The sequence below is a fragment of the Phreatobacter sp. genome (genome assembly GCF_051860605.1).
GTDB lineage: Bacteria > Pseudomonadota > Alphaproteobacteria > Rhizobiales > Phreatobacteraceae > Phreatobacter.
This window is the reverse complement of record NZ_JBHYDR010000001.1, coordinates 312957-330319: the sequence shown is the minus strand read 5'-3', so window position 1 is coordinate 330319 and position 17363 is coordinate 312957. Positions and strand designations below refer to the sequence as shown.

19 protein-coding genes are annotated in these 17363 nt (G+C 69.2%); 7 read left to right on the top strand and 12 right to left on the bottom strand.

What is annotated here, in order from left to right:
- Positions 1–17 precede the first annotated feature (17 nt).
- The 4 genes from cpaB to ACTIFS_RS01515 all read right to left on the bottom strand — a co-directional run bounded on the left by cpaB (position 18) and on the right by ACTIFS_RS01515 (position 2018).
- Positions 18–869 carry a Flp pilus assembly protein CpaB gene (gene cpaB / locus ACTIFS_RS01530; RefSeq protein WP_439572265.1) on the bottom strand — a complete coding sequence of 284 codons (852 nt, stop codon included), beginning with the start codon at positions 867–869 and terminating at the stop codon, positions 18–20.
- A 145-nt stretch (positions 870–1014) separates the two neighbouring features.
- Positions 1015–1521 (bottom strand): A24 family peptidase, encoded by a 507-nt coding sequence (locus ACTIFS_RS01525; protein ID WP_439572264.1) that lies wholly within the window; start codon positions 1519–1521, stop codon positions 1015–1017.
- A 49-nt stretch (positions 1522–1570) separates the two neighbouring features.
- Positions 1571–1762: a hypothetical protein gene (locus ACTIFS_RS01520; RefSeq protein WP_439572263.1), complete on the bottom strand. Its 192-nt coding sequence runs from the start codon at positions 1760–1762 to the stop codon at positions 1571–1573.
- 88 nt (positions 1763–1850) lie between these two features.
- The gene (locus tag ACTIFS_RS01515; protein WP_439572262.1) at positions 1851–2018 is read right to left on the bottom strand and encodes a Flp family type IVb pilin; all 168 of its coding nucleotides are present in this window, start codon (positions 2016–2018) and stop codon (positions 1851–1853) included.
- A 435-nt stretch (positions 2019–2453) separates the two neighbouring features.
- Between ACTIFS_RS01515 and ACTIFS_RS01510 the strand changes: the two genes are divergently transcribed.
- From ACTIFS_RS01510 to ACTIFS_RS01500, 3 genes are all read left to right on the top strand, one after another.
- Positions 2454–2960, top strand: coding sequence for a pilus assembly protein N-terminal domain-containing protein (locus tag ACTIFS_RS01510; protein ID WP_439572261.1), 507 nt, complete (start codon positions 2454–2456; stop codon positions 2958–2960).
- A gap of 107 nt (positions 2961–3067) precedes the next feature.
- The gene (locus ACTIFS_RS01505) at positions 3068–3667 is read left to right on the top strand and encodes a TadE/TadG family type IV pilus assembly protein (protein WP_439572260.1); all 600 of its coding nucleotides are present in this window, start codon (positions 3068–3070) and stop codon (positions 3665–3667) included.
- Positions 3668–3677: 10 nt separating this feature from the next.
- Positions 3678–4289, top strand: a complete 612-nt coding sequence (locus tag ACTIFS_RS01500) for a TadE/TadG family type IV pilus assembly protein (protein ID WP_439572259.1) — start codon at positions 3678–3680, stop codon at positions 4287–4289.
- A gap of 1 nt (position 4290) precedes the next feature.
- Here the strand turns inward: ACTIFS_RS01500 and ACTIFS_RS01495 are convergent, their stop codons facing one another.
- Entirely contained in the window at positions 4291–5535 is a 1245-nt protein-coding gene (locus ACTIFS_RS01495; protein ID WP_439572258.1) for an NAD(P)/FAD-dependent oxidoreductase, read from the bottom strand.
- On the bottom strand, positions 5532–7043 hold the full coding sequence (gene glpD / locus ACTIFS_RS01490) for a glycerol-3-phosphate dehydrogenase (protein WP_439572257.1): 1512 nt from the start codon (positions 7041–7043) through the stop codon (positions 5532–5534). The genes ACTIFS_RS01495 and glpD overlap by 4 nt, the downstream gene beginning before the upstream one ends.
- Before the next feature lie 145 nt (positions 7044–7188).
- On the opposite strand from glpD, the gene glpK reads away from it, so the two are divergent.
- A complete protein-coding gene (gene glpK, locus ACTIFS_RS01485; RefSeq protein ID WP_439572256.1) occupies positions 7189–8709 on the top strand; it encodes a glycerol kinase GlpK in 1521 nt (506 codons plus the stop codon).
- 110 nt (positions 8710–8819) lie between these two features.
- On the opposite strand, the gene ACTIFS_RS01480 is transcribed toward glpK, so the two are convergent.
- The 4 genes from ACTIFS_RS01480 to ACTIFS_RS01465 form a co-directional block, all read right to left on the bottom strand.
- Entirely contained in the window at positions 8820–10142 is a 1323-nt protein-coding gene (locus ACTIFS_RS01480) for a polyhydroxyalkanoate depolymerase (RefSeq protein ID WP_439572493.1), read from the bottom strand.
- A 293-nt stretch (positions 10143–10435) separates the two neighbouring features.
- A complete protein-coding gene (locus tag ACTIFS_RS01475) occupies positions 10436–11233 on the bottom strand; it encodes an ABC transporter permease (RefSeq protein WP_439572255.1) in 798 nt (265 codons plus the stop codon).
- Positions 11230–11895, bottom strand: coding sequence for a phosphoribosylanthranilate isomerase (locus ACTIFS_RS01470; protein WP_439572492.1), 666 nt, complete (start codon positions 11893–11895; stop codon positions 11230–11232). The genes ACTIFS_RS01475 and ACTIFS_RS01470 overlap by 4 nt, the downstream gene beginning before the upstream one ends.
- 2 nt (positions 11896–11897) lie before the next feature.
- Positions 11898–12644 carry an ABC transporter ATP-binding protein gene (locus tag ACTIFS_RS01465; protein ID WP_439572254.1) on the bottom strand — a complete coding sequence of 249 codons (747 nt, stop codon included), beginning with the start codon at positions 12642–12644 and terminating at the stop codon, positions 11898–11900.
- A gap of 167 nt (positions 12645–12811) precedes the next feature.
- Here ACTIFS_RS01465 and ACTIFS_RS01460 point away from each other — a divergent pair, with 167 nt between their 5' ends.
- On the top strand, positions 12812–13744 hold the full coding sequence (locus tag ACTIFS_RS01460; protein ID WP_439572253.1) for a ribokinase: 933 nt from the start codon (positions 12812–12814) through the stop codon (positions 13742–13744).
- Positions 13741–14598, top strand: coding sequence for an HpcH/HpaI aldolase family protein (locus ACTIFS_RS01455; protein WP_439572252.1), 858 nt, complete (start codon positions 13741–13743; stop codon positions 14596–14598). Before ACTIFS_RS01460 ends, ACTIFS_RS01455 begins: the two co-directional genes overlap by 4 nt.
- A gap of 54 nt (positions 14599–14652) precedes the next feature.
- Here the strand turns inward: ACTIFS_RS01455 and ACTIFS_RS01450 are convergent, their stop codons facing one another.
- Positions 14653–15213: a gluconokinase gene (locus ACTIFS_RS01450; RefSeq protein ID WP_439572251.1), complete on the bottom strand. Its 561-nt coding sequence runs from the start codon at positions 15211–15213 to the stop codon at positions 14653–14655.
- A gap of 24 nt (positions 15214–15237) precedes the next feature.
- A complete protein-coding gene (gnd, locus tag ACTIFS_RS01445; RefSeq protein ID WP_439572250.1) occupies positions 15238–16212 on the bottom strand; it encodes a phosphogluconate dehydrogenase (NAD(+)-dependent, decarboxylating) in 975 nt (324 codons plus the stop codon).
- Positions 16213–16360: 148 nt separating this feature from the next.
- On the opposite strand from gnd, the gene ACTIFS_RS01440 reads away from it, so the two are divergent.
- Positions 16361–17362: an adenosine kinase gene (locus ACTIFS_RS01440; protein WP_439572249.1), complete on the top strand. Its 1002-nt coding sequence runs from the start codon at positions 16361–16363 to the stop codon at positions 17360–17362.
- The last annotated feature ends 1 nt before the right edge of the window (position 17363 follow it).

Genomic DNA, 17363 nt, shown 5'->3' with positions numbered 1-17363 from the left:
CTGGGGCTTCAAGGCGGTCATTCCTGTCCCTGCACGGTGGTGACGGAGCGAACCCCGTGGCGGACGATGGTCAGGCGGCCGTCCTGGCCGCCAAACGGCTGTTCTCCGTCCGTGGCCCCCTCGCCTGCGAGGTTGGAGGCGGACGAATCGGCAAGGCTGCGCAGCGCCAGCGACAGCGTCCCGAGCTCGCGCGACAGGGCGAGCGTCTCGGACTGGGCTGCCGTCAGCTCCAGCGTGGCGGTGCGGCCGACGATGGTCTTCTCGCCGCCGCGCTCTTCCACCACCTGGTCGATGGCAAGCACGCGAACATTGCGCAGCACGGTCTGGGTCGAATGGGTCATGCCCTCGGCCTGGGCGCCCGCATTGGCGTTGCGGCGGGCGAGAATCACGTCGACCCGGTCGTTCGGCAGGATGAAGGCGCCGGCGCCGCGGGAGGGATCGTCGATCGGGGCGGCGATCGCCCGCATGCCGGGCGTCAGGATGGCCGACATGAAGCCGCGATTGCCCTTGACCAGGCGCGCCGGACGAAGCGGCTCGCCGGCGACGAAGGTGGACCGCACGATGGAGCCGACGGCCTCGTCCATGGAGGCGGCTCCGGCATCGCCGGCGCGGCGGACGATGAAATTGGTGGTTCCGGCCTCTTCCGGCCAGCGGCGCCAGACCACGTCGTCGGGGGCGATGATCTTGCCCATCGGCAGATCGTTTCTGGCGACCAGCACCTCGACGGTCGCGATCGCTGCGGGTGCGGGCGCCGAGGCATGCTCCATCGAGGGAGCCGGCGCGGGGCGGCCGCGCATCAGCATGGCGGCCAAGCCGCCTGCACCCAGCGCAACCGCGATGACAACCAACTGTGCCGGCTTCAAACGCATCTGACCAATCCTCGGCAACCGGCGAGGGAAGACCCTCTCTCCACGCTGCCGGATTGCATCAGGCAAAGGTCAACTTATGGTTAATCGCCCGTCAGCAATTTGACTTAACGAAAGGTGACTGGGGCGGATCGTCCTGGCTCAACGCTCAATGCAGCGCGCCGGTCATCCAGAAACTCGACGGATAAAGGATCAGTCCGGCGGCAGCGAGGGCTATCCCGTAGGGGATGCCGGTCTTCTCGTCGGTGATGCGCGCATACCAGCCCTCGCGCATCAGGAAGGGCGGATGCAAGGGCGCGCGCCGGAGCGACAGCAGGGCAAGGGTGAGCACGCCGCCGATCAGCGAGGCATAGACGGCGTAGTCGAGCAAATGCGCCCAGCCGAGCCAGAGCGCGGTCGCCGCCGCAAGCTTGGCGTCGCCGCCGCCGATCCAGCCGAGCGCGAAACAGGCAAAGCCGATGGCGAGCACGAGGAAGCCTGCGGCAAGGTGCATCCCGATGGTCGCCCAGGCCATGCCGCTCGTCACCGCCAGGACCAGGAACGCCAGGGTCAGGATGATCGAGACCCGGTTGGAAATGGTCATGGTGAACAGGTCGCTGGCGGCCGCAAAGGCCATCATCGCGGGAAAGATCAGAAGAATCGCGAGTTCGAACATGGTCCTTCCCTGCAGATCGTCCGGGCCGGAGTGTGGACCGCGGCCGGTTTCAGACCAGTGAACGCCAGAGCACGGCGAGCGCGACGGCAAGGCCCGCAAGAAGCGCGGCGGCAACCGACACGAGGTCGGCCCGGGCCTCGGCGGCCCGCCCGGCCGCTTCCGGCTGGCTCAGGCGCGGCGGAACCGGCGCCGGGTGAGGGCGGTCCGGTTGCGTGCCACGGGTGGGAAGCGGTGTCGGCATCCGGCGAATGTCCGGGTCTGGTCTGGAGACGGGAGCGGCCCGCCCTTGAGGGGCGGGCCGTTCGAGATGGAAAGGCGTCGTGCGCCGATCAGCGGGCCATATTGGTGTTGACCGTCTGGAAGGCGGTGTTGACCGAGCCGCCCAGGGTGTTGACGGCGAGGATGATCACGGCGGCGATGCCGGCGGCGATCAGGCCGTACTCGATGGCGGTGGCGCCCGAGTTGTCCTTGGCGAAGCGAGCGAGGATGACTTTCATGGCTGACTCCTGGTGTCCACGTTGATGCGCTCCGGAGAGCGAGGTCCGGGGGTCTGTCCTCGACCCGTTCGAACTGTCGCGACACTAGCAACGACCTCTTGCGGGATTCTTAAATCGACATGCAAATCACGACCATTGCCGCAGAATATAGAGACTGGTTAACTTGGGCTTTATTTCAGTATTTTGGGGTTTACCAATGGTTTCAGACCCTGTTGTTTCTATTAACGTCCGATTATTGTATTGGGGGCGACCATGATGACTGTCGGGAAAGGGAGGGGCTGGCGAGGCCCACGGACCCATGGCCGAGGGGCAGAACGCTGCAGGCCGATGTTTGATTCAATCGGCCGGGCCGGATTGGCAATTCGTTCACCAATTTATGGCTAGCTGGTCTCATCGAAATCGCTCGCCACCCGCAGGACCGAGGCATTTTGTTCCATGACGGCCAAGCTCCGCTCCCGACTGTTCGCCGCCGCGCTGGTTCTGCCGGCGCTCTCGATCGCCGCTTTCGCCACTGACCGGACGCGCGAGTCCGTGGAGCTGGTCAGCCAGGGCGTTACCGTCACGATGGACCAGGCGCGCATCATGCGGTTGCCCGGCCGCGTGGCGACCATCGTCATCGGCAATCCCCTGATCGCCGACGCGACGGTCCAGGCCGGCGGCCTGATGGTGCTCACGGGCAAGGCCATCGGTTCGACCAACCTGATCGCGCTCGACGCGCGCGGGGAGCAGCTGATGTCCATGCAGATCCGCGTGCGACCGCAAACCGATTCGGTCGTGCAGGTCTATCGCGGCACCGATCGCGAGACCTATTCCTGCTCGCCGATCTGCGAGCGGTCCATGGCAGTGGGCGACTCCAAGGAATTCTTCGACACGGCGCTCGGCCAGGTGCGCTCGCGCGACGGTGCGGCCTCGGCGCGCGGGACGGCCAACGCGCCGCGCTGACGCATCGAAACCCGAGGTTCAACGATCGGGGCAAGAGTTCGTCAACGGGTTTCCCCTAAGACATCAGTCTGGCCCGGATCGCGACCGGGCTTCCGAGGGGCGTAACCATGACGCGTTTTCCCTGGCTGTTCAGCCGCCTGCGACCGGCCCGTGCCGAACCCGCATCAGCAGATCCGGCGCCCGTGCGGCGCCGCGGCGCCTTCATCAAGCGGTTTCGTCGCGACGAGGAGGGCATTGCGGCCGTTGAGTTTGCCTTTGTCGCCGGGCCCTTCCTGTTCCTGCTCTTTGCCATCATCGAAGTGGCGATGGTGTTCTTCGCCGGCCAGGTGCTGGAAACCGCCACGTCCAGCGCGTCGCGGCTGATCCTCACCGGCCAGGCGCAGCAGCAGAATTTCGACCAGACCGCCTTCAAGAACGAAATCTGCCGCCAGACCAACGTGTTGATGGATTGCGGTGGCATCGGCGTTGACGTCAGAACCTACGCCAATTTCGGTGCGGCCAGCCAGAACCGGCCGACCGACGGGTCCGGTGCAGTGAACTTCGCCGGCATGGGTTTCACGCCTGGCTCGGGCGGCGACATCGTGGTGGTGCGCGTGGTCTATCAATGGCCGGTGCTGATGCCCTCCTTCGGCATGCAGGTCGGCGATCTGCCCAATGGCAAGCGCCTGCTGATGGCCACCGCCGCCTTCCGCAACGAGCCGTTCTGAGGAGGGTGACATGGTCCTTCTGGCACTGAAAGCGCGTCTGACCGCCGGTCTGGGCACCGGCCTCGCCAGTCTTGCCGGTCGCTTCCGCCGCGATGGCCGCGGCGTTTCGGCTGTCGAATTCGCCATGATCCTGCCGATCATGGCGACGCTGTTCCTGGCGAGCGTGGAAACCACCCAGGGCCTGCAGGCCGACCGGAAAGTGTCGCTCGCCGCCCGCGCGCTGTCGGATCTGGCCTCGCAGGCGACCGTCATCGCCGATGCCGAGATGACCAATATCCTCGACGCCACCGCCGATGTGCTGTCGCCGTTCCGGATCGCCAATGCCACCGTCATCGTGTCGGGCATCCAGACCGACATCCTCGGCGTGTCTCGCGTGGTCTGGAGCGATGCCCGCAACGCCACCCGGTATTCCTGCGGCCAGATCGTCGCGGTTCCCACGGAGCTGAAGCCGCTCATCGGCACCAGCGGCTTTCTCGTGCTCGCCGAGGTCCGCTACAACTACACGCCTGCCATCGCCTATTTCATCACCGGTACAGTGGCGTTGTCCGATCGCCTCTACACCCGTCCGCGCATCGGCGAGACGGTGAGCCGGACCCCGAAGCAGGGCGCCACCTGCATCTGAGCTACCAGCCGCGAACCCTGCGCGCCGGAAGCGACAGGCCGAGCCTGACAGCCATGCCGCGCGCGGCAGCCTCGGCTGTGGCGAAGGTTGCCTGCAGCAGGTAGCCGCCGGTGGGGGCGTCCCAGTCCAGCATCTCGCCGGCAACGAAAAGTCCTGGCCGCGTCAGAAGCTCGAAGTCCGGCGTGATCGCCTCGAACCGGATGCCGCCCGCGGTTGAAATGGCACGTTCCAGCGGCCGGACGCCCTTGAGAGCCAGCGGCGCGCCGCGGACAAGCGCGGCGAGCGCCTCAGGGTCGCGTGGCAGGTCCCGCCCGGCCGATTCGCGCAGCAATGCCACGGCCTGCGGTGCCAGGCCGATGCGCTTTTTCAGCGTGTTCGACAGCGAATCACCGCTGCGGGCGGTGGCGAGCCGCGCCGCGATGGTGTTGGCCGGCAGGTCGGGCTTCAGGTCGACAACCAGGGACGCGGCGGCGCCTGTCGCCAGCGCGCCGCGGATCGCTGCCGACAGGCCATAGACCGCGCTGCCCTCGAGGCCATGGGTGGTGATCATCGCCTCGCCCGCGACCGACCGCCCGCCGCAGGCAAGCGTGATCCGCTTCAGGGGTGCGCCGCCAAAGCGGTCGGTAAAGCCGGCGGACCATGCGATTTCCACGCCCATATTGGAGGGAACCAGCGGGGCGACGACGATGCCGGCGGCCTCCAGCAGCGCAACCCAGCCGCCGTCCGAGCCCATGCGTGGCCAGCTCGCTCCGCCAAGGGCCAGCAGCACGGCATCGGCCGCGACGGTCGTGCGGCCGTCCGGACCGTCCATGACGAGCGCGCCGTCCGACCCGAAGCCGGCGAAGCGGTGGCGCATGCGCAGGGTCGCGCCCGCTGCCGCCAGCCGGCCGAGCCAGGCGCGCACCAGAGGCGAGGCCTTGAAGCGCGTGGGGAACACCCGGCCCGACGAGCCGACGAAGGTCGTCTCGCCGAGTTCGTCCGCGAAGGCGCGCAGGGCGGAAGGCGGGAAGGCGTCGATTGCGGGCCCGAGTGCTGCCCGCGCCGTGCCGTAGCGGGCAAGGAACGGCTCCCGCGCCTCGGAATGGGTCAGGTTGAGGCCTCCGCGCCCGGCCAGCAGCAGCTTTCGCGCCGGCGAGGCCATGTGGTCGAAGACCGTGACCGCAGCGCCGGCCTCCGCCAGCCTCAGGCCCGCCCACAGGCCGGCCGGCCCGGCTCCGACGATGGCGACGGTGCGGGCGCGCCTCATCCGCCGAGGAAGGCGGCCACCGCCGCACGCTGGTCGAGGCTCATGTGCAGGCCGAGTTTGGACCGGCGCCAGAGCACGTCGTCGGCGGTTCTCGCCCATTCCTCGCGCGCCAGGAAGGTGATCTCTGCCTCGGTCAGCCCGGCCCCGAAATCGCGGCCGAGATCGGCCATGGACGAGGCGCCGGCAAGGATCTCCGCCGCCCGCGTGCCATAGGCGCGCACCAGGCGGTCGGCGACGAGCGGGTCGAGGAAGGGGTGGCTGCCCCGCAGGCTCTCGCCCAGCGCATAGCCGCCATCCACGGCGAAGTCGCCGCCCGGCAGCGGCTCGCTGGCGGTCCAGCCGACGCGTTTGCGCAACGTCGGCAGGTCTGGCGCCAGCGCCTCCAGCGCGCTGATGGCCAGCCGGCGGTAGGTGGTGATCTTGCCGCCGAATACGGAAAGCAGCGGCGGCCCGCCCGGCCCGCCGTCCCGGTGCAGCACGTAGTCGCGGGTTGCCTCCTGCGCGGCCGAAGCGCCGTCGTCATAGAGCGGGCGCACGCCCGAATAGGTCCACACCACCTGGCCCGGTGTCACGGCCTCGGCGAAATATTCGCTCGCCGCCGCGCAGAGATAGGCGATCTCCGCTTCGCTGGCCCGAACCTCGGACGGATCGCCGGCATAGTCCTGGTCGGTCGTGCCGATCAGCGTGAAGTCGCGCTCGTAAGGAATGGCGAAGATGATCCGCCCGTCGGCGTTCTGGAAGATATAGGCGCGGTCGTGTGCGTAGAGCCGCGGCACGACGATATGCGAGCCCTGGACGAGCCGGACCCGCGCCGGCGCGCGCGTCTGCGTGGCGTCGGTCAGGAAGCGCTCGACCCAGGGGCCGGCGGCATTGACGAGCGCGCGGGCGGCGAGCGTGTCGTGCGCGCCGGTGGTCTTGTCCTCCAGCGTGACATGCCAGAGCCCGTCCCGCCGGTTGGCCGCGACGGCCCGCGTGCGGGTGCGGATGACGGCGCCGCGCCGCGCGGCATCCACCGCGTTGAGCACCACCAGCCGGGCATCGTCCACGCGGCAGTCCGAATATTCGAAGGCGCGTCCATAGCCGGCTTTGAGCGGCCGGCCCGCCTCGTCGCTGCGCAGGTCCAGGGTCTTCGTCGCCCACAGCGTCTTGCGGCCGCCCAGATGGTCATAGAGGAACAGGCCGAGGCGCAGCATCCAGGCCGGTCTCAGCCCCGCATGGTGCGGCAGCACGAAGCGCAGCGGCCGGATGATGTGCGGGGCGATCCGCCAGAGCACCTCGCGCTCGATCAGCGCCTCGCGCACCAGCCGGAACTTGTAGAACTCCAGATAGCGCAGCCCGCCATGAATGAGCTTGGTGGACCAGGACGACGTGCCGCTGGCCAGATCGTCCTGCTCGACCAGCGCGACGGACAGGCCGCGCCCCGCGGCATCGCGCGCAATGCCGGCGCCATTGATGCCGCCGCCGACCACCAGGAGGTCGAAAGGCGCGCCGGCAAGCCCTGAGGCCATGCGATTCCCCGTGGCGAACTGCAATGCTGCCCTCGTCTGGCGCCTTTTGGCTTCCGCCGCAAGGGCCGCCGGTGGCAGGATGGGTGCAAAGCATGCAATGCGGCGCCGGCATCACGGCCAGCCGCGCGGAAGCGGGGAGAGAGGCATGGCGGCAGCAGGGGCAGCGTCGAGCCGGCAGGTGATCGTCGCCATCGACCAGGGCACGACCTCCTCGCGGGCCATCGTCTTCGCTGCCGACCTGTCGGTGAAGGCCGTCGCGCAGCAGGAATTCACCCAGCATTTTCCCGCCTCGGGCTGGGTGGAACACGATGCGGAGGACATCTGGACCAGCGTGGTCTCGACCGTGCGTGACGCCATGGCAAAGGCCGGCATCACGGCAGCGGACGTCGCCGGCATCGGCATCACCAACCAGCGCGAGACGGTTGTGGTCTGGGACCGCGCCACGGGCGAGCCGGTGCATCGCGCCATCGTCTGGCAGGACCGGCGCACCTCGGCCGACTGCGCGCGGCTGAAGGCCGAGGGTCACGAGGCGCTCGTCCAGCAGCGGACGGGCCTCGTCATCGACCCCTATTTCTCCGGCACCAAGCTGGCCTGGCTGCTCGACACCGTCGAGGGCGCCCGCGCCCGCGCCGAACGGGGGGAACTTGCCTTCGGCACGGTCGATTCGTTCCTGCTCTGGCGCCTGACCGGCGGTGCGGTCCATGCCACCGATGCCACCAACGCCTCGCGCACCCTGCTGTTCGACATTCATCGCGGCGTCTGGGACGAGGAGCTTTGCCGGCTGCTGCGCGTGCCGATGGCGCTTCTTCCGGAGGTCAGGGACTGCGCCAGCGCCTTCGGCACGACCGATCCGGCGCTGTTCGGCGGCGCCATCGCGATCGGCGGGATCGCCGGCGACCAGCAGGCGGCAACCGTCGGCCAGGCCTGTTTCGCGCCGGGCATGATGAAGTCGACCTATGGCACCGGCTGCTTCGCCCTGCTCAACACCGGCACGGAAGCTGTGGCGTCCGGCAACAAGCTGCTCACCACCATCGCCTACCAGCTCGGCGGCCGGCGCACCTATGCGCTGGAAGGCTCGATCTTCGTGGCGGGCGCTGCCGTGCAATGGCTTCGCGACGGGCTCGGCATCGTGAAACTGGCCGGCGAGACCGGCGCGCTCGCCGCCGCTGCCGATCCGGCGCAGGAGGTGGTGCTGGTGCCGGCCTTCGTGGGCCTTGGCGCGCCCTACTGGGATGCCGACTGCCGCGGCGCCATCTTCGGCCTCACCCGCGGCACGGGACCGAAGGAGATGGCGCGTGCGGCGCTGGAAAGCGTGTGCTTCCAGACGGCCGACTTGCTGGCCGCCATGAAGGCCGACTGGCCGGCCGCGCGCGGCGCGGACACGGTTTTACGCGTCGATGGCGGCATGGTCGCCTCCGACTGGACCATGCAATGTCTCGCCGACATCCTCGACGCGCCGGTCGACCGGCCGGACGTGCTGGAGACGACGGCGCTCGGTGCGGCCTATCTGGCGGGGCTTTCGCGGGGCGTCTGCCCGGAGCCGGAGGACTTTGCCAGGGGATGGCAGCTGGAACGGCGGTTCGTGCCGGCCATGGACGCGACGACGCGCGCCACGAAGCTCGCGCGCTGGAAGGACGCGGTGGAGCGCACGCTGACGCGGCGGTGAGCCTCGGCCGCTTCTCTGGCAATCGCCTGGCCGACCGGGCTTCGCCATGCCATTCGATGTGTAAGGGTGGGGCCTGCGGCCGGCTGTTCGTTAAAGCCCTGCCGGAGCGCTCAGTCCTTCTTCGGCGCCTGCAACGCGGCCGTGACCGTGCGTCCGCCGCGGATCACCTTGAGGCTCGCCGGCCTGGTTCCCGCCTGCGGGGCGGGCGTCGCAGAGGGCTTTGCCGCCTGCACCTTGCGCCAGGCATGGGTGCGCATGAAGTCCATCACGCGGGGCGCGATGTCGGCGCGGAAGCGCGAGCCGTTGAACACGCCGTAATGGCCGACAGCCGGCTGCAGGTGATGGTGGCGCATGTCTTCGGGAATCGCGGAGGCAAGCCCGTGGGCTGCCAGCGTCTGGCCGCCGCCGGTAATGTCGTCGTTCTCGCCTTCCACGGTCAGCAGGGCCACGCGGCGGATCGCCTTCGGGTCCACCGGACGGTCGCGGTGCATCATGATGCCGCGCGGCAGGTGATGCTCGACGAAGACCCGCTCGATGGTCTGCATGTAGAACTCGGCGGTCAGGTCCATCACGGCGAGATACTCGTCGTAGAACTCGCGGTGCTTTTGCACGCTGTCGCCGTCGCCCTTCACGAGGTTGCGGAACAGGTCGCGATGGGCATCCACATGCCGGTCGAGGTTCATCGTCATGAACCCGGTGATCTGCAGGAAGCCGGGATAGACCTGCCGCATCATGCCCGGATGCGGGAAGGGCACCGTGGTCAGCACGTTGCGGCGGAACCATTCCGTGCCGCGCTCCTGTGCCAGCCGGTTGACGGCGGTCGGATTGGCGCGGGTGTCGATCGGTCCGCCCATCAGGGTGAGCGTCGTCGGCACATAGGGGTCGTCCTCGGCCTCCATCCGCGCCACTGCCATGAACACCGGCACCGCCGGCTGGCAGACGGCCATGACATGGGTGTCGGGCCCGAGCGCATGGATCATCGAGATGACGTAGTCGACATAGTCGTCGAGATCGAAGGGACCGTCGGCGACCGGCACCATGCGGGCATCGGTCCAGTCGGTGATGTAGACCTCGTGGTTCGGCAGGAAGGCCTCCACGGTGCCGCGCAGCAGCGTGGCGTAGTGGCCGGACATCGGCGCTACGATCAGAACCTTCGGGTCCGGCTTGTGCCGGGGCGGAAGGGCGCGGCGGAAGTGGATGAGGTTGCAGAACGGCCGCTGCCAGGCGATCTCCTCGGTGACCGGCACCCGCTCGCCGCCGACCAGCGTGTCGGTGAGGCCGAAGACCGGTTTGCCATAGCGCCGCGTGGTGCGCTCGAACAGTTCGGCGGCCGCCGCAAACTGGCGACCCATGGGCGTATGGGTCCAGGGATTGACCGGGTTTGACAGCGCGATTCGGGTGGCATCGGCCATGGCGCGATAGGGCGACAGCATGGCGTGGGTGGCTTCATACCAGTGGTAGAGCGGCACGCGGGGCGCCTCCGTCTCAGGGACCGGGTCTCGCCGCTGCCGGGCATTCTCGCCCCGGCTGGAGTGATCGCGCCCGGACTGAACCGACCCCGAACTCCACCGCAAACCCCCGTCAGGGATTGCTGCACTGCCGAAACTGTAATCATTCTGACACAGAACAGGCAATCAGACGGTGGTGAACGGACCGTTAACGCAGGCTGAGCGTGGTATTGGGGTGACAGTCAGCCTTTCGCCGCAGAACGGCCGAAAAGCCTGCCTCATTCGCCGCTGGAGAGCAGGGACCCGGCATCGCGCGCCCGGTCGAGCAATGCGGAAAACGCATAGGCGGCGGCAACAATCCACAGGACATTGATGGCGGCGGCCGCCGCGAGGTGGTCGAGCCGCAACACGCCGTCGGAGAGCACGGCGCGCATGCCCTCGAAGACATGGGTCGGCGGCAGGGCCAGCGCGATCGGCTGCAGCCAGACCGGCAGGATCGACAGCGGATAATAGACGCAGCACAGCGGCCAGAACACGAACATGATGGTCCAGGCAAGGCTCTCCGCACCCAGCCCGTGCCGCAGGATGAGGCCGGCCACCACCAGCCCGACCGCCCAGCCGGTGACCACCAGCAGCGCGAAGAAGGCGGCAAAGCCGAAGCCGATGCGGGCGATGTCGAAGCCGAAGAAGGCGATGGCAAGGAGGGTCGCCGGGATCATGCCGACGGCCAGCCTCAAAAGGCTCATGACCATCAGCGCGGCGACGAACTCGAATGGTCTCAGCGGGCTCATCAGGATGTTGCCGAGATTGCGCGACCAGACCTCCTCGAGGAAGGAGATCGAGAAGCCGATCTGGCCACGGAACAGGATCTCCCAGAGCAGCAGGCCCGAGACCAGCGCGCCACCGACGAACAGCGTCCGGTTGGTCGAGGCCATGGCGTAGTTCTGCAGGAACCCCCAGGTCAGGAGGTTCAGGATCGGCCAGTAGATGAGTTCCAGAAGCCGCGGCCAGGACGAGGCGATGAGATAGGTGTAGCGCAGGCACAGCGCGCCGACCCGGCGGATGGAAAAGGTCACCCGGCACCCTCCGCCGCGCGGACGGCGGCCATGAAGGCTGAAAGCTTCGCCGCATCCAGCTGCCCGTCGGTCCTGACCCCGGAGCACAGATCGACGCCGAACGGGCGGACCGTTGCGATCGCCTCGCCGACATTGGCGGGGGTGAGCCCACCGGCCAGGAACACCGGCAGGGGCGATGCCGCCACGAAGGCGCGGCTGACCTGCCAGTCATGCGTGCGCCCGGTTCCGCCGAGCTCCCGCATCGTGCCGCCCGGCTTGCCCGAATCGAGGAGGAAGGCATGGACATGCGCCGCGTAGCGCGGGATCAGGTCGAGCGCCTCCGGACCCTCGACGTGGATCACCTGGACGCGCCGCACGGCCGGATGGCGCGCGGCAATCGGCGCCCATTCGGCCGGATCGACATGGTCGACCACCTGCACCGTCGAGACACCGCAGACATCGAGATGATCGGCGATTTCCGGGCCGGTCATGCGCGAGGTGAGCAGGAAGGTGGCGAGCGGCGGCGGCACCCTGGCCGCCATCGCGCGGATCAGCCCGTCCTCCACCGGACCCGGCCCCGACGGCATGGCGGCGACGAAACCGAGGGCGTCGGCGCCGGCCGCAATGGCCATCTCAGCCTCCTCGTGCGAGGAGATGCAGCAGATCTTCACGCGGATGCGCATGGTCACTGCGCCGCCTCCCTGCGCCCGCGGGCGACGTCGAGGAACACGTCTTCGAGCGTGCTACGACCATAACGCGCAAGCAGTTCACGGGGCGACGCGTCGTCGACGATCCGGCCCTGCCGCAGCATCACCACCCGGTCGCACAGACGCTCGACCTCGGCCATGTTGTGCGAGGCCAGCAGGATGGTGGCGCCCCGCCGGTCGCGATAGGCCTCGAGGTGCGAGCGGATCCAGTCGGCGGTGTCCGGGTCGAGCGAGGCAGTCGGCTCGTCCAGCAGCAACACCTCCGGCTCGTTGACCAGTGCCTTGGCCAGCGCCACGCGCGTCTTCTGCCCCGCCGACAGCTTGCCGGCCGGCCGGTCGAGCAGGGCGGTCAGGTCGAGCGCACCGGCAAGTTCGGCGATGCGCCCGGCAATGTCGGCCACCCCGTAGAGCATGCCGAACACCTTCAGGTTCTGCCTGACGGTCAGCCGGTGCGGCATGTCCACATAGGGGCTCTCGAAGTTCATCCGGTGCAGCACGTCGTGCCGCCGCCGCACCATGTCGGTGCCGAGAACACGCACCGCGCCCGATGTCGGCAGGACAAGGCCCATGATCATGCCGATGGTGGTGGACTTGCCCGCGCCATTGCCGCCGAGCAGGGCGGTGGTCGAACCCTTCGCGATGGCGAGCGTCAGCCCGTCCACGGCGCGCACGGGGCCGTAGTCCTTGACCAGATCGACGGTCTCGATGGTGGGCGGCGCGGTCATCGGTTCGAGGGCTCCGGCGGCTGACATGGCCCCGGATGCGCCCGCAGGCAAATGAAAAGCCGTGATCGGTGCCATCTGCTGCCGCAGGGCGGCCCTGCCGCGGCCCGCTTGACCCCTGAGGCGCGCCTGCGCGAGCGTGGCGGTCCCCGCCGCCCGAACCGCCCCCCATGATCGTCGTCTTCGGTTCCCTCAACATCGACCTGGTCGCGCGTGTTCCAGCTCTGCCGCGGCCGGGCGAGACCGTGCTCGGGCCAGACTATGTGGCGGTGGCCGGCGGCAAGGGCGCCAATCAGGCCCTCGCTGCGCGGCGGGCCGGCGCCGAGGTGGTGATGGTGGGGGCGGTCGGGCGCGACGGCTTCGCCGATATCGCACTTTCGACGCTTGCCGGGGCCGGCGTCGATCTGGACCGCATCGCCCGGGCCGATGCGCCCACCGGCGCCGGCTTCATCGCGGTGGACGCGGCCGGCCGCAACCAGATCGTGGTCGCCTCCGGCGCAAATGCCCATGCGCGGGCCGCCCAGCTGGACGGGCTTGGCGCAGGTCCCGGCGACACGCTCATGCTGCAATGGGAGGTGCCGGAGGCCGAAATCCTGGCCGCTGCCCGCTGGGGCCGCGCCCGCGGGCTCCGGGTCATGCTCAACCGGGCACCGGCCGGACCCGTGCCGGCCGAGCTGATGGCGGTCCTCGATCTGTTGGTGGTCAACGAGCACGAGGTCCTGGCGCTCGGCGCGGCCGGGGAGGATCCCGACCGGGTGGCCGATTGCCTGTCGGAGTGTCACCGGATCGCCGTCGCCGTCACGCTGGGAGCGGAGGGCGGCGAACTCTGGGCGGACGGCATCTGCCACGAGGCTCCGGCCTTTCCGGTCGAGCCGGTCGACACGACCGCCGCCGGCGACACGTTCTGCGGAGCGCTGGCCGCCGCCCTCGACCGTCGCCGCGGCTACGAGACGGCCGTTGAATTTGCCTGCGCCGCCGGCTCGCTCGCCTGCGCCAGCCTCGGTGCCCAGCCGAGCATCCCCCATCGCGCGGCCATCGAGGCCGCTGCCGCGGAACTCGCCGAACAGCGCAATCCCGAAAAATACCGGAGGACCAGCCCATGACCACGAAACCCGCCCCGCGCCGCAAGCCGCCGGGCGGCCCTCCGCCTGGCCCACCGGCGACCCCGCCGGCCGGCTTCGTGCGCAACCGGCTGAAACGCCGGGCGCTGGCCGGCGAAACCCTGCTCGGCGCCTGGGTCTTCACCGGCTCACCGACGGTCTGCGAGATCTATGCACTCGCCGGCTACGACATCGTGCTGATCGACACCGAGCACACGCCGATCGACGTGAAGGACGTGCTGGAATGCGTGCGCGCGGTGGAGGCGGGCGGTGGCGATGCCATGGTGCGGGTGCCCGGGCAGGATGCCAGCCACTTCAAGCGCCTGCTCGATGCCGGCGTGCATTCCTTCATGGTACCGATGGTCGATTCGGTGGCGGAGGCCGAGGCGGTCATCCGCGCCTGCCGCTATCCGCCGCGCGGACGGCGCGGCTATGCCGCAAGTGCCGCGCGCTCCGGCCTCTACGGCTTTCACGCGGATTATGCGGACGTCGCCCACGAGGAGACCTTCCTCGCACTCCAGGTGGAAAGCGTGGCGGCAGCGCGCGATGCGGCGAAGATCGCCGCTCTCGATGGCGCTGATTGTCTGTTCGTCGGCCCGAACGACCTCGCCGGCTCCATGGGCAAGCTCGGCCAGCTTGCCGACCCCGGCCTCCTGAAGACCATCGACGCGGTGGCGGGCGCGGTGAAGACGGCCGGCAAGGTCGCCGGCATCATCCCGACGCCTACCCGCAATGCCTCGGACTGGGCCGCGCGCGGCTTCTCCATCGTGATCGGCGAATGCGACGTGCCGGCGCTCAAGACAAGCGCTGTGGCCGACATCGCCCGCCACCGCAAGGCGTTTCCGGGCCGAGAATGACAAGAAGCGGGGGCTGCGGCTCCCGCCTCCGTCGATGCCCGGCCGGGCAGGTGCTCAGGCGGCGGGATCCAGCGCCGCGATGACAGCATCGACGATGGCATCCGGGCCGGCGTCGATGGCCACCCGGATCGCGCCTTCGTCGGCTGCCGGCGGTTCCAGCGTCGCGAACTGGCTCTCCAGCAGGCTCGCAGGCATGAAATGGCCGGAGCGCGCCTTCATGCGGGCCTTGATCAGGGCGAAGGAGCCGTCGAGATAGACGAAGCGCAGGCGCCCGCCGCTGGCGCGCAGCCGGTTGCGATAGACCCGCTTCAGTGCCGAACAGGCGATGACGACATGGCCCCCGCGCGCCTCCAGTGCCGTGACATGGGCGGCGATCGCATCCAGCCAGGGCCAGCGGTCTGCATCGGTGAGCGGCGCACCGGAGCGCATCTTGTCGACATTGGACGCCGGGTGGAAGGCATCGCCGTCCCTGAAGTCCCAGCCCAGCGCACGCGCAAGCGACACGCCCACCGTCGACTTGCCCGAGCCGGACACGCCCATGACGATCAGTGCGGTTGGCAGCGGCCGGGCCCTGCGGGGGGTGAGGGAGCCGGCGGCGCTCGGGTCCTCTTTCACGGGAACGCTCTCAAACGGACAGTCTCATTTGGGCTCCTGATGGCCGCCGAAGCCCTTGCGCATGGCGGACAGCACCTTCTCGGCGAAGGTGTGATCCTGGCGCGAGCGGAAGCGGGTGTAGAGGGCCGACGTCAGGACTTCGGCCGGTGTGGCCTGCTCGATGGCGGCCTCCACCGTCCAGCGGCCCTCGCCGGAATCGGCGACATGGCCGGAATAGGCCTCGAGCGCGCCATCCTCGGCCAACGCCTCGGCGGTCAGGTCCAGCAGCCACGAGGTGACCACCGAGCCGCGCCGCCAGACCTCCGCGATATCGGCAAGGTCGAGGTCGAGGCGCAGATCCTCCGGCAGCCGCGCCGAGCCGGCATTGCGCAGGATGTCGAAGCCCTCGGCGAAGGCCTGCATCATGCCGTATTCGATGCCGTTGTGAATCATCTTGACGTAGTGGCCGGCGCCGTTCGGCCCGCAATGCAGCCAGCCCTGCTCGGCGGTGGAGGCGCGGCCCTCGCGGTGGCGGGTCGCGGGAATGGCGCCCCGGCCGGGCGCGAGCGCGGAAAAGACAGGCTCCAGCCGCCCGACGGTCTCCGCCTCGCCGCCGATCATCAGGCAATAGCCGCGCTCGAGCCCCCAGACGCCGCCCGACGTGCCGATGTCGAGATAGGCGAGGCCGCGGGCGGCAAGCGCCTTCGCGCGGCGGATATCGTCCTTCCAGAACGTGTTGCCGCCGTCGATGATCGTGTCGCCGGGCGACAGCAATCCGGCGAGCCGTTCCACCATGGCCTCGGTGATCGCGCCGGCCGGCAGCATGATCCAGACCGTGCGCGGAGCCGGCAGCGCCTCGCACAGCGCCTCGACGGTGCCGGCAACGATGGCACCCTCGCCGGCCAGCAAGGCGCCGGGCACCGGGTCGGCGTCATGCACGACACAGGAATGTCCGGCCCGCATGAGCCTGCGCGCGAGGTTCGCGCCCATCCGGCCGAGCCCCACCATGCCGATCTGCATGCCCCCGCCTCCCGAATGCTTGTTGTCACCTTCCGCGCAGGCAACCGAAGTTTGCACGGATGTCAACCGATTGAAATGGATCGGCGGCGTTGCGGCCGGGCGGCCCGCCGTGTAGAGGGCGGCTCGAACCGCAGGAGTGAGCGCCGTCATGACCCAGCCCCGCTACGATGTTGCCGGCATCGGCAATGCCATCGTCGATGTGCTCGCCCGCACCGAGGATGACGTGCTCGCCCGCCTCGACGTGCCCAAGGGCGCCATGATGCTGATCGACGAGCCGCGCGCCGAGGCGATCTATGCGGCCATGGCCCAGACGGTGGAAATGTCCGGCGGTTCGGCCGCCAACACCATCGTCGGCTGCGGCATGCTGGGGCTGAAGCCCGCCTTCATCGGCAAGGTCCGCGACGACGCGCTCGGCACCTCCTTCGCCCATGGCATGACGGCGGCGGGCGTGCATTTTCCCACCGCCAGGGCGAATGAGGGACCGGCCACCGCCCGCTGCTACATCCTGGTGACGGCCGACGGCGAGCGCACGATGAACACCTACCTGGGTGCGGCGCAGAACCTCACCCCCGCCGATGTCGACGCCGAGACCATCGCCGCCTCCGGCATCACCTATCTCGAGGGCTATCTGTGGGATCCGCCGGAGGCCAAGAAGGCCTTCCTCAGGGCCGCCGAGATCGCGCACGGCGCCGGCCGCAAGGTGGCGCTGACCCTGTCGGATTCCTTCTGCGTCGACCGCTACCGCGACGAGTTCCTCGGCCTGATCCGGGCCAAGACCGTCGATATCGTCTTCGCCAACGAGAGCGAGCTGAAGTCGCTCTACCAGACCGCCGATTTCGCCACTGCGCTCGATGCGCTGCGCGCCGATGCCGGCATCGCTGTGGTCACCCGCTCGGAGCAGGGCGCCATCTGCGCCGAGGGTGCCAGCCTGGTTTCGGCGCCGGCCTATCCCGTGGACCGGGTCGTCGATACGACGGGGGCGGGCGACCTGTTCGCCGCCGGCTTCCTGTCCGGCCATGCCCGCGGCCTCGGCCACGAAATGTCGCTCAGGCTCGGGGCGCTGTGTGCCGCCGAGATCATCAGCCACATGGGCGCGCGGCCCGAGGCGAACCTGAAGGCGCTGGCCGCGGAAAGCGGCTTCCAGCTCTGAG

Excerpts from the sequence above, each read along its gene's own strand:
- ACTIFS_RS01505 (WP_439572260.1), top strand. The coding sequence starts at position 3,068 with ATGACGCGTTTTCCCTGGCTGTTCAGCCGCCTGCGACCGGCCCGTGCC.
- ACTIFS_RS01470 (WP_439572492.1), bottom strand. The coding sequence starts at position 11,895 with ATGCGCATCCGCGTGAAGATCTGCTGCATCTCCTCGCACGAGGAGGCT.
- ACTIFS_RS01520 (WP_439572263.1), bottom strand. The coding sequence starts at position 1,762 with ATGCCGACACCGCTTCCCACCCGTGGCACGCAACCGGACCGCCCTCAC.
- glpD (WP_439572257.1), bottom strand. The coding sequence starts at position 7,043 with ATGGCCTCAGGGCTTGCCGGCGCGCCTTTCGACCTCCTGGTGGTCGGC.
- ACTIFS_RS01515 (WP_439572262.1), bottom strand. The coding sequence starts at position 2,018 with ATGAAAGTCATCCTCGCTCGCTTCGCCAAGGACAACTCGGGCGCCACC.
- ACTIFS_RS01510 (WP_439572261.1), top strand. The coding sequence starts at position 2,454 with ATGACGGCCAAGCTCCGCTCCCGACTGTTCGCCGCCGCGCTGGTTCTG.
- cpaB (WP_439572265.1), bottom strand. The coding sequence starts at position 869 with ATGCGTTTGAAGCCGGCACAGTTGGTTGTCATCGCGGTTGCGCTGGGT.
- ACTIFS_RS01495 (WP_439572258.1), bottom strand. The coding sequence starts at position 5,535 with ATGAGGCGCGCCCGCACCGTCGCCATCGTCGGAGCCGGGCCGGCCGGC.
- ACTIFS_RS01455 (WP_439572252.1), top strand. The coding sequence starts at position 13,741 with ATGACCACGAAACCCGCCCCGCGCCGCAAGCCGCCGGGCGGCCCTCCG.
- ACTIFS_RS01465 (WP_439572254.1), bottom strand. The coding sequence starts at position 12,644 with ATGACCGCGCCGCCCACCATCGAGACCGTCGATCTGGTCAAGGACTAC.
- ACTIFS_RS01525 (WP_439572264.1), bottom strand. The coding sequence starts at position 1,521 with ATGTTCGAACTCGCGATTCTTCTGATCTTTCCCGCGATGATGGCCTTT.
- ACTIFS_RS01440 (WP_439572249.1), top strand. The coding sequence starts at position 16,361 with ATGACCCAGCCCCGCTACGATGTTGCCGGCATCGGCAATGCCATCGTC.
- ACTIFS_RS01500 (WP_439572259.1), top strand. The coding sequence starts at position 3,678 with ATGGTCCTTCTGGCACTGAAAGCGCGTCTGACCGCCGGTCTGGGCACC.
- gnd (WP_439572250.1), bottom strand. The coding sequence starts at position 16,212 with ATGCAGATCGGCATGGTGGGGCTCGGCCGGATGGGCGCGAACCTCGCG.
- glpK (WP_439572256.1), top strand. The coding sequence starts at position 7,189 with ATGGCGGCAGCAGGGGCAGCGTCGAGCCGGCAGGTGATCGTCGCCATC.
- ACTIFS_RS01480 (WP_439572493.1), bottom strand. The coding sequence starts at position 10,142 with ATGCTGTCGCCCTATCGCGCCATGGCCGATGCCACCCGAATCGCGCTG.
- ACTIFS_RS01460 (WP_439572253.1), top strand. The coding sequence starts at position 12,812 with ATGATCGTCGTCTTCGGTTCCCTCAACATCGACCTGGTCGCGCGTGTT.